The organism is Flagellimonas flava, assembly GCF_900129665.1.
In the GTDB taxonomy this organism is placed as follows: Bacteria; Bacteroidota; Bacteroidia; order Flavobacteriales; family Flavobacteriaceae; genus Flagellimonas; species Flagellimonas flava.
In genome coordinates this window covers 76,966-87,500 of the sequence record NZ_FQWL01000009.1, presented here as the reverse complement: position 1 = coordinate 87,500, position 10,535 = coordinate 76,966, and the positions used below count along the sequence as shown (strand labels likewise).

The window sequence follows — 10,535 nt, the reverse complement described above, 5'->3', positions numbered from 1 at the left end:
TCGTAACCAAAGTGAAGTACCGTCCCATTTTGTGAACAATCTGGTGGCGGATCCGGGCTATGATTTTGAAGGCGGTAACACTTGGAAACAAAACCAAGAGAGCTATTTTGACTTTAACGAGAGAGCAACAAGGGATAGTCTTCTGACCAATATCCATTCAAACATAATGACACGCCAGATAGATACATTGGGTCTAACAAATGTATTGAATAATGATTTCAGTCCTGCATCATCAACTTCAGACGTTGTAGATGCCGGCCACAACGTTGCTTCTTGGGGAATTACCTTCGATATGGACAATGATTCCCGACCTTCAGGAATCGCTTTTGATATTGGAGCTTACGAGTTCCAGTCGAGCGGAACAAGCTTGCAGGCTAGATTATCTGACGATTTGGAACTCTTTGATGTTTTGACCGAAGAGCAGCAGCAAACCATCTTTTATCCAAACCCCGTATTCTCTTCATTTAGACTGGAGAATTCAGGGTATAAAAATGTTATCCTCCAACTCATTGGACTTGATGGACGAGTACTTCAAACCGTTTCATACAAAATGGGGACCTCTTTCAATGTGGAGGAATATACAGCTGGACTCTATTTTTTAAAGGTTATTACCTCAGATAAAACCGAAACCCATCGGCTTATAATTAGATAAAAGAAGCAAGGCCCTCCATCAAAATTGACAGAGGGCCTTTATAGTTAGGTTGGTTATTTACTTATAAACGTGGCAAGTCGCCATCCCCTTTGAGTGGGAGATCTGAAGCCCCCATGATATAACTATCTACATGATGCGCAGCTTGCCTTCCTTCGGAAATGGCCCAAACTATTAAAGATTGTCCCCTTCTCTGATCACCGGCAACAAAAACTCCGGGAACATTGGTCTTGTAATCCATGACCGATGCATTGATGTTGGTTCTTGCATCCATTTCCAGGCCAAGTTGTTCTGCTATGGAAGTCTCTGAACCGGTAAATCCTAAGGCCAACAACGCCAAATCACACTCCCATTCTTTTTCTGTGCCTTCCACTTCTTTTAAAACTGGACGTTTCCCTGGGACCTTTTCCCAAAACACTTCTGCGGTAACCAGACTTTTAAGGGTTCCTTTTTCGTCTCCAATAAATTTTTTGGTGGAAATGCTAAAAACCCTTTCTGCGCCTTCTTTATGTGAGGAACTTGTTCTTAAGCGCATGGGCCAAAATGGCCACGGCTGTCCTTCAGGGCGTTCCGGAGTGGATTTTGGCATGATTTCAAAATTGGTCACGGAAACTGCCCCATGACGAATGGAAGTTCCGATACAATCAGAACCTGTATCACCTCCGCCAATTACAATAACATGCTTTCCTTTAGCATTGAGCTCTTCTCCCTCAAAGGGAATACCGTCCACCTTTCTATTATTTTGAGGAAGAAAATCCATGGCTTGCACCACTCCCTTTAAATCTGCCCCGGGTATGGGGAGCTTTCTTCTAACCGTAGCACCACCGCAGAGCAAAATCGCATCAAATTGGTCTTGAAGTTCAGTGGCGTTCACATCAACACCTACATGGACTCCCGTCTTAAAAATTATACCTTCTTTTTCCATGATTTCAAGACGTCTATCGATGACGTTTTTCTCCATTTTGAAATCAGGAATACCGTAGCGTAATAGGCCACCCACTTTTTCATCCCTTTCAAATACAGTGACCAAGTGGCCAGCTCTGTTCAACTGTTGCGCTGCAGCTAACCCGGCTGGTCCAGAGCCTATTACGGCTATTTCCTTGCCAGTTCTAACAATAGGGGGTTCAGGAGTGATCCAGCCATTTTTAAAAGCTGTTTCCACAATGTTTTTCTCAATGTTTTCAATGGAGACGGGATCTTCATTAATTCCCAATACACAGGCCTCTTCGCAAGGTGCCGGACACAATCTTCCAGTAAATTCAGGAAAATTATTGGTGGAATGTAGAATTTTGGTCGCCTTTTCCCACTTCCCTTGATAGACTGCATCGTTGAAGTCAGGAATTAAGTTCCCCAAAGGGCATCCGCTATGGCAAAATGGTATACCGCAATCCATGCATCGTGCACCCTGGTTTTTGAGTTCTTTTTCCTTTAGCGGAATTGTAAATTCCTTATAATTTTTGATGCGCTCTTTAACAGGGGCGTATGTTTCATCCTTCCTGTCAAACTCCATAAATCCAGTTGTCTTTCCCATGGCTCAAGTTTTATAAGGTTTGCAATTTTTCTTTTTCCAATCGTATTAGGGCTTGTCTGTATTCTTCAGGGAATACCTTGATGAATTTTGGCAAATACGCTTCCCAGTTCTCCAAAATGTCCTGCGCAAGGGGACTTAAAGTAGCATTGTAATGATTTTCAATAAGCTCCTTTAGTTGCTTAATATCATTATCCTCTTCAACTGACAGTAAATTCAAGGTCTCGCCATTGCATCTTTTTTCAAAAGTATTGTCCTTGTCAAAGACATAGGCGATGCCACCACTCATTCCTGCACCGAAGTTTCTTCCAACCGAACCCAAGATAACGGCTACTCCTCCGGTCATATATTCACAGCCGTGGTCACCTATACCCTCTACAACAGCTTTGGCACCTGAATTCCGAACGCAAAAACGTTCACCTGCCTTACCGTTGATATAGGCTTCTCCGGAAGTGGCTCCGTAGAGTGTTACATTTCCTGTTATGATGTTCTCTTCAGGTTTGATGGTGGATTTAAAAGGCACCTTAATCACCAATTTGGCGCCAGAAAGCCCTTTTCCGAGATAATCATTGGTGTTTCCATTCACTATCATGGTAAGTCCTTTGGTGGCAAAGGCACCGAAACTCTGTCCGGCGGAACCCGTGAAATTCAGTTTCAGTGTATTTTCTGGTAGACCATCCGCTCCGTAGATTTTGGAAATTTCATTGCTAATGATAGATCCCACCGCTCGATCAGTGTTATAAATAGGGAAGTCCAACGAAATCTTTTCTTTTCGGAATAAGGCTGGATGGGCTTGGGCGATTATATCAAATTCAATGGAATCCTCAATGCTATGCACCTGTTTTTCAGTGTTGTGGAACAATGTTCCCTCTTGCACATCCACTTGATAAAGAATGGGCGTAAGGTCGATGCCTGCCGCTTTATAATGGGCTATTGCCTTTTTTCTATCTAGTTTTTGAACCTGTCCAACCATTTCGTTAACAGTCCTAAACCCAAGCTTGGCCATAATTTCACGCAGTTCCTGAGCTACGAAATACATATAGTTGACCACGTGCTCTGGCTTTCCTTTGAATTTTTTTCGTAACTCCGGATTTTGGGTTGCTATTCCGACAGGGCAGGTATTCAAATGGCAAACCCTCATCATGATGCAACCAGAAGCTACCAAAGGTGCTGTGGCAAACCCAAATTCTTCGGCTCCCAATAGGCAGGCAATAGCCACATCTCTTCCGGTTTTTAGTTGTCCATCGCATTCCAAGACCACCCGATTTCTAAGATCATTTAAAACCAAGGTTTGCTGAGCTTCTGCAATTCCTAATTCCCAGGGGAGCCCCGCATGTTTTAAAGAGGTAAGTGGAGATGCTCCGGTACCGCCATCATATCCTGATATGAGGATAACATCCGCTTTGGCCTTGGAAACTCCAGCGGCTACGGTACCAACACCAACTTCCGATACCAGTTTCACATTGATTCGAGCCTCTCGGTTCGCCGATTTTAAATCATAGATCAGTTGGGATAAATCCTCAATTGAATAAATATCGTGATGTGGTGGAGGCGAAATCAATCCTACATAGGGGGTCGAATTTCTTGTTTTGGCAATGGCTGGATTGACCTTTGGTCCAGGTAATTGGCCGCCTTCTCCAGGCTTGGCCCCTTGTGCCATTTTTATCTGTATTTCTTGTGCGTTGGTCAAATAGTTGGAGGTGACTCCAAACCTACCTGAGGCCACCTGCTTGATGGCGCTGTTCTTCCAGTCGCCTGTCTGATTTTTATAAAAACGAGCCGAATCTTCCCCGCCTTCTCCAGAATTGCTTTTTCCACCAATTCGGTTCATGGCAATAGCCAGATTCTCATGAGCCTCTTTGCTAATGCTTCCATAAGACATAGCTCCTGTCTTAAAACGCTTCACAATTTCGGTCCACGGTTCTACTTCCTCAATCGGAATGGGATCGTAATTTGAAAACTCGAACAATCCGCGGATAGTCATTAAGCTTTTTGACTGCTTATTCACCAATTCGGAATACTCTTTATAGGTATCCGGCTCGTTATTGCGCACCGATTTCTGAAGTTTGGCAATACTTAATGGATTGAACATGTGTTTTTCACCATCCCTTCTCCAGCGGTACTCTCCACCAATCTCAATATCCAGATTGGCTGCTAATTCCTGATTCTTGAATGCTTTTTTGTGGCGTTTTGCTATCTCCTTTTCAATCTCATACAAACCAATCCCTTGAATACGTGTTGGCGTATTTGGAAAGTATTTGTCAACCACCTTGGTATTGATACCAATGCATTCGAATAATTGGGAACCTCGATATGAGTTCAATGTTGAGATTCCTATTTTGTTCATCACTTTTAAGATGCCCTTGCCAATGGCTTTGTTATAGTTTTTTATGGCTTCATCAAAAGTGTATTCCGTAATATCGTTTTCTTCTATTTGCTCCCCAATGATCTCATTTACCAAATAAGGATTGATTGCGCTGGCTCCAAACCCAAACAATAGGGCAAAGTGATGCACTTCGCGGGGTTCGGCGGACTCGACAATGATGCTGAGCTTAGAACGTTTGCCCATCACACTAAGGCCGCTGTTTACATACGAACAGGCCAACAAAGCAGGAATGGCGGCCATTTCGCTGCTCACCATTCGATCTGAAAGAATGATGATGTTTGTGCCATCATCTATGGCATCCGAAGCCTGCTGTAAAATAGAGTCCAAAGCTTCTTCAAGGCCATTGTGGCCTTTGGCAATTTCGTAGAGAATGGAAATGGAAACTACTTTGTAGTCTGGACTTGCATCATGATTTTTTATCTTATCCAAATCTTCCTTGGAGATTACTGGATTTTGAATTTTGAGCTTTCGGCAGTGCAATTCGTTGATATCGAATATATTTTGGTCACTACCAAGGGTGAGACTTATATCGGTGATCAACTCTTCGCGAATTCCATCCAAAGGAGGATTGGTAACTTGTGCAAATAATTGCTTGAAGTAATTGTAGATAAGCTGTGGCCGTTCGGATAACACCGCGATAGGGGTGTCTGATCCCATAGAGCCTATAGGTTCTTTCCCATTTTTGGCCATGGGCAAGATTATGGTATTGATATCCTCCAAGGTATATCCAAAGGCAGATCGGCGGGTTTCCAGAGGGAATTCTCCATAAAACACTGGGCAATCGTTATAAGGAATATCCTTAAGGTGTACCAAATTGTTCTTTAGCCATTTTTCATAGGGATGTTTTTTAGCAATGGACTCCTTTATCTCCTCATCATTGACAATTCTACCTTCTTCCATATTTACAAGGAACATCTTTCCGGGTTCCAATCGTCCATGGAACTCTATGTCCTCCGGTTCCAACTCTACCACGCCAGTTTCGGAAGACATGATTACATAGCCTTTTTTGGTTACTGAATAACGTGAGGGACGAAGCCCATTTCTATCCAATACGGCACCAATATAATTTCCGTCGGTAAAGGGAATTGAGGCAGGACCATCCCAAGGTTCTACCATACAGGAGTTGTATTCGTAGAATGCCCTTTTGGATGCGGACATTTCCGTGTTTTTTTCCCATGCTTCGGGAACCAACATCATCATAACCTCTGGAAGTGAACGTCCGGTCATCAGTAGTAGTTCAACGACCATATCCATGCTGGCAGAATCCGATTTTCCTGGAAGGACAACTGGAAGAATTTCTTTGATTTCGTCTCCAAACCAATCGCTCTTTAATAGCTCTTCCCGAGATCGCATTCTTGAAACGTTGCCTCTGAGAGTATTTATTTCCCCGTTATGGCACATATATCTAAAAGGTTGGGCCAAATCCCAAGTAGGGAAGGTGTTTGTGGAAAAGCGTTGGTGCACCAAAGCCAAACGCGTGACTACTCGTGGGTCTAAAAGATCTTCATAGTACCTACTGATGTCCTGGGGAACCAGCAGACCTTTGAAGATGATAATCTTAGTGGAAAGGCTAGGTAGATAAAAGAACTGACTTTGAGAGAGTTTACTTTTTATAATGGCATGCTCGGTAATTTTTCTGGCAATAAAAAGTTTTAGGTTGAACTGAAAATCATCCAAGTCCTTGTTTTTGCCAACAAATATCTGCTTTACGAAAGGCTCTGTTTCTGAAGCAATTCTTCCTGGTACCGATCGGTTCACTGGGACGTTTCGCCAGCCCAAAAGTTTTAGCCCTTGTTTTTTTATATTTTCCTCGAGAACAGAAACGCAAAAGTCGCGCTGATTTTCTTTTTGGGGGAGAAACACGTTACTTACGGCATAGGATCCAGCCTCTGGAAGGTCGAACTTGCAAACATCCATGAAAAAATCATGTGGTATATCTATAAGAATACCGGCTCCATCCCCTGTTTTTCCATCCGAGCTTACCGCTCCCCGGTGTTCCAATTTATCAAGGATCTCTAAAGCCTTATGAATGATGTCATTGGATTTCTTTCCTTTTAGGCTGCATATGAAACCTGCACCACAGTTATCGTGCTCAAATTCGGGTAGGTACAAACCTTGTTTCTCTAACTTCATCATTATGGTATTTCTTCAAAAATATCATAATCAATAAATAAAAATCAAGCTTTTTGGAGAAATGCAGTTAAAAGTGCAACGTTTGTGTTAGGACGTTAAAAATTATTTAAAATGAAAAAATGTAGAATATTAAATTGTGATTCTGATAAATATATCCAAAGAATGCTGTTTACCTCTCAAAAAACAGGGGTATGATATGTAATGTGCACTATAAATCCAATGATTTGCATAAAAATAAAGGGGTGGATGTCTTAATTGATGATACTTTTGAAAAACAACCCTGCAAAAAACGGGGTTTATCTTGGTAGTAAAATGTTAGTCCTTTAAAATACTCCTCGAAATAACTATTTTTTGAATCTCGGATGTGCCTTCATAGATCTGTGTGATTTTGGCGTCGCGCATGAATCGTTCTACATGGTAATCCTTCACAAAACCATTTCCTCCATGAATTTGAACTGCTTCAACTGCTGTTTCCATGGCCACTTCGGAAGCATATAATTTCGCCATTGCGCCGGAAAGCGTATAGTCGTTTCCGGAATCTTTATCGCAAGCGGCTTGATACACCAAATGACGCGCTGCCTGAATTTTGGTATGCATATCGGCCAGTTTAAATGCAATGGCCTGATGATTGGCAATCTCGGTTCCAAAAGCCTTTCGTTCCTTGGCGTATTTTTTGGAAAGTTCGTATGCGCCCGCGGCAATGCCCAATGCTTGTGCCGCAATGCCAATTCTTCCGCCAGCTAGGGTTTTCATGGCAAACTTAAATCCAAAACCGTTTTCCCCAATTCGATTCTCCTTCGGAACTTTTACATCGTTGAAGATAAGTGAATGGGTATCACTTCCTCGTATGCCGAGTTTGTTTTCTTTGGGACCAATTTCAAAGCCTTCCATTCCCTTTTCCACAATTAGGGCGTTTATACCCCGGTGGCCTTTTTCTATATCGGTTTGGGCAATGACCAGATATACCTCGGCCTTACTTCCATTGGTAATCCAGTTTTTGGTACCATTAATTATATAGTGGTCCCCTTTGTCCAGTGCTGTTGTTTTTTGTGAGGTTGCATCACTGCCAGCCTCTGGTTCGGAAAGACAAAAAGCCCCGATAATTTCACCAGTGGAAAGACGGGTAAGATATTTCTGTTTTTGTTCTTCGGTGCCGTAAGTCTCCAATCCCCAACATACAAGGGAGTTGTTTACTGATACCATGACGGAAGCGGATGCGTCAATCTTGGAAAGTTCCTCCATTGCCAGAACATAGGAAAGGGTGTCCAATCCGCTACCTCCGTACTTTTCATCCACCATCATTCCCATGAATCCAAGCTCCCCCATTTTTTCAACCAAATCCCAAGGGAATTTTTGGGCATCGTCACGTTCTATTACTCCTGGCAGCAACTCATTTTGTGCAAAATCTTTGGCCGCTTGTTGGATCATCAGTTGTTCTTCGGAAAGTGAAAATTCCATAGGATTGAGAATAAGTTAAAAAAACAGTGCAAATATAGCCTTAAACTGGTTATTTTTCAACGAAAAATCAACTAAAATGAGAATTAATTAAAGCTTGAAAGAAATTATTTGCCTTAATTTTTTAGCCACATTTATAAGGGTAAGATTATGAAGGAAAAGTCATTTTGAATATCTTTAGCAGCATAGTTGTGTCCTAAAGGGCACAATTTATTTTCAACCACGTAAACCAACTTTCTATGGAAACCGTACTGATTGCCATCTTTGTCATTGGATATTTAGCCATTACCCTTGAACATAACCTAAAGATTGATAAGCTTATCCCAGCTTTGGCCATGATGGCTGTGCTTTGGGCCATGATGGCTTTTGGAATTGATGGGTTTACTACTTGGTTTGATTCCGGCAAGCATGCTCTGATGGACAATTTTGGAGATTTGGGGCATGAGGATAAAATGCACATGCTGGAGGAAACTTTATTGCATCATTTGGGGAAAACCTCTGAAATTCTGGTATTTCTTTTAGGTGCCATGACCATTGTGGAAATCATTGATTATTTCGATGGGTTCGCCACCATCAAGTCATACGTAAAGACAAGAAGTAAAAGAAAAATCCTTTGGATTTTTGCCTTTTTGGCCTTCATCCTTTCTGCTATCATAGATAATCTTACCGCTACCATTGTTTTGGTTTCCATTTTGCAAAAGGTAGTAAGGGATAGAAATGTGAGAATCTGGTATGCAGGTCTTATCATTATCGCCGCAAATGCTGGAGGGGCTTGGTCACCGATTGGAGATGTGACCACAACTATGTTGTGGATTGGAAACAAGGTGACAACCGCAAAACTAATTGGTTATTTATTAGTGCCTTCTTTGGTGTGTATGCTCGTTCCTACCTTTATCGCTTCGTTTTTGGAGCCGTTCAAGGGAGAAATAGACTTGGAGGAGAATCCGCCGGCAAAGTCGAAATTTGGAGCTACAATGCTGTATTTGGGCTTGGGTGCTATTGTCTTCGTACCGATTTTTAAAACCATCACGCATTTGCCGCCTTATGTGGGAATGATGTTGTCTTTAGCGGTGGTGGCCACTTTCGCTGAAATTTATAGTAATTCCAAGATTACCATATCATCTGTGGATCCAGAGAGTGATGCTAGTTCGCATCACAGTCCTGTACATAGCGCGTTGACCAAAATTGAATTACCGAGTATTCTTTTCTTCTTGGGTATTTTGATGGCCGTTGCAGCCCTAGAGTCCTTAGGACTTCTCTTCAATTTTGCAGAAACCCTAAAACAAGGGATCGGCTTGTTGGGGACAGAAATTCCTGGAACAGAGGTGTCCGACCTTGTGGTTATTATTCTGGGAATAGGTTCCGCAATTATTGATAATGTTCCACTGGTGGCTGCCAGTTTGGGCATGTTCTCAGAGCCAATTGACAATCCGTTATGGCACTTTATTGCTTATTCCGCAGGAACTGGGGGGAGTATGCTGATCATAGGTTCCGCAGCGGGAGTAGTAGCCATGGGAATGGAAAAAATCGACTTCTTTTGGTATCTGCGAAAAATCGCTTGGTTGGCTTTCATAGGATTCATTGCAGGAGCCATCTGTTTCATTATCATGCGATATTTTTTCTGAAAAATACTTTAGCTCAAAAATCTCCGTTATTATTGCAACTTAAATTGGGGATTTTATATGACTATTTTTCAAGATTTGGAGGAAGGGACCGATTTAGCAGCATCTATTTCGGAAGAAAAAACCCTTTCTGTTATTGACTTAATTGTCAATGGGGGAACAGGAAGTATTGTGATTATAATGGTGCTTTTTGTGCTGCTTTTTGTAGCGCTCTATATTTATTTTGAGCGGATTTTTGCCATAAAGGCGGCTTCTAAAATTGATAAGAACTTCATGAACCAGATTCGTGACCATGTCATGAACGGAAAATTGGATGCTGCAAAATTACTTTGCGCCCAAACAGATTCACCTGTAGCTCGTTTAACCGAAAAAGGAGTTTCAAGAATCGGCAAGCCGTTGGATGATATCAATACGGCCATTGAAAACGCTGGTACACTTGAGGTGTATAAACTGGAGAAAAATGTAAGTGTTTTGGCCACGGTTGCCGGGGCAGCTCCAATGATTGGGTTTCTAGGTACTGTAATCGGTATGATTTTAGCTTTCCATGAAATGGCGAGCAGTGGCGGTCAGGCGGAAATGGGATCCTTGGCGTCCGGTATCTATACGGCCATGACAACCACAGTTGCCGGATTGGTAGTTGGTATTATTGCCTACATTGGATACAATCATTTGGTGAACCGAACCGATAAGGTAGTTCACAAAATGGAAGCCAATGCTGTTGAGTTCTTGGACTTGTTGAATGAACCTATCTAATCGTTCGGC

General features: G+C 42.2%; 6 protein-coding genes (1 of these 6 running past the window's edge). 3 read left to right on the top strand and 3 right to left on the bottom strand.

The window, feature by feature from the left end; all coding sequences use genetic code 11:
• Positions 1 to 652: the end of a T9SS type A sorting domain-containing protein gene (locus tag BUC10_RS16930; protein ID WP_073181865.1), read on the top strand. 1,082 nt of this gene lie to the left of the window's left edge; 652 of the gene's 1,734 nt are visible here — the last part of the coding sequence; its start codon lies beyond the left edge, outside the window; it ends in the stop codon at positions 650 to 652.
• 61 nt (positions 653 to 713) lie between these two features.
• On the opposite strand, the gene BUC10_RS16925 is transcribed toward BUC10_RS16930, so the two are convergent.
• The 3 genes from BUC10_RS16925 to BUC10_RS16915 all read right to left on the bottom strand — a co-directional run bounded on the left by BUC10_RS16925 (position 714) and on the right by BUC10_RS16915 (position 8,154).
• Positions 714 to 2,180, bottom strand: coding sequence for a glutamate synthase subunit beta (locus tag BUC10_RS16925; RefSeq protein ID WP_073181863.1), 1,467 nt, complete (start codon positions 2,178 to 2,180; stop codon positions 714 to 716).
• 10 nt (positions 2,181 to 2,190) lie between these two features.
• Entirely contained in the window at positions 2,191 to 6,696 is a 4,506-nt protein-coding gene (gene gltB / locus BUC10_RS16920; protein WP_073181861.1) for a glutamate synthase large subunit, read from the bottom strand.
• A gap of 315 nt (positions 6,697 to 7,011) precedes the next feature.
• Positions 7,012 to 8,154, bottom strand: a complete 1,143-nt coding sequence (locus tag BUC10_RS16915) for an acyl-CoA dehydrogenase (protein WP_073181859.1) — start codon at positions 8,152 to 8,154, stop codon at positions 7,012 to 7,014.
• Between the two features lie 236 nt (positions 8,155 to 8,390).
• Here BUC10_RS16915 and nhaD point away from each other — a divergent pair, with 236 nt between their 5' ends.
• Both nhaD and BUC10_RS16905 read left to right on the top strand, forming a co-directional pair.
• Positions 8,391 to 9,776: a sodium:proton antiporter NhaD gene (nhaD, locus tag BUC10_RS16910; RefSeq protein WP_073181857.1), complete on the top strand. Its 1,386-nt coding sequence runs from the start codon at positions 8,391 to 8,393 to the stop codon at positions 9,774 to 9,776.
• 57 nt (positions 9,777 to 9,833) lie between these two features.
• Positions 9,834 to 10,526 carry a MotA/TolQ/ExbB proton channel family protein gene (locus BUC10_RS16905; RefSeq protein WP_073181854.1) on the top strand — a complete coding sequence of 231 codons (693 nt, stop codon included), beginning with the start codon at positions 9,834 to 9,836 and terminating at the stop codon, positions 10,524 to 10,526.
• The last annotated feature ends 9 nt before the right edge of the window (positions 10,527 to 10,535 follow it).